At 65.9% G+C, this 722-nt stretch carries 1 protein-coding gene; it reads left to right on the forward strand.

Annotated features, from left to right (window positions below; all coding sequences use genetic code 11):
* A partial coding sequence (locus tag FGX59_RS37165) for a UTP--glucose-1-phosphate uridylyltransferase (protein WP_138473503.1) occupies positions 1-722 on the forward strand: 722 nt, incomplete at both ends.

Raw genomic sequence — 722 nt, forward strand, 5'->3', positions numbered from 1 at the left:
AAAGAGATCATGACGCTGGTCGACCAGCCGCTGATCCAGTACGCGATCGACGAGGCGCGCGATGCCGGGATCGAGGAGTTCATCTTCGTCACCTCGCGCGGCAAATCCGCGCTCGAGGACTATTTCGACGGCGCGCCGCAGCTCGAAGCGACGCTGCAGCGCAAGGGCAAGACCGCGCTGCTCGACCAGCTGAAGCGCACCGACATGGAAAGCGGCGCCATCGCCTATGTCCGCCAGCGCGAAGCGCTCGGCCTCGGCCATGCGGTGTGGTGCGCGCGGCGCCTGATCGGCAACGAGCCCTTCGCCGTCCTCCTGCCCGATGACGTGATCAAGGCCGACAAGTCCTGCCTGGCGCAGATGGTCGAGGCCTATGAGGAAGTCGGCGGCAACATGGTCGCGGCGATGGAAGTCCCGATGGACAAGATCTCGGCCTATGGCACGCTCGCCATCCGCGAGGACATGGGCAACATGGTCCGCGCCTCGGGCATGGTCGAGAAGCCGAAGAAGGAAGAGGCGCCGTCGAACCTGGCGGTGATCGGCCGCTACATTCTCGACCCGGCCGTGCTGAACAATCTCGACGACATGAAGATCGGCGCGGGCGGCGAGATCCAGCTGACCGACGCGATCGCCGACGAGATCGACGGCACCGGCGTCTACGGCTACCGCTTCCGCGGCGAGCGCTACGACTGCGGCTCGAAGATCGGCTACCTGCAGGCCACCGT

It is taken from the genome of Poseidonocella sp. HB161398 (assembly GCF_005870025.1).
GTDB lineage: Bacteria > Pseudomonadota > Alphaproteobacteria > Rhodobacterales > Rhodobacteraceae > Mangrovicoccus.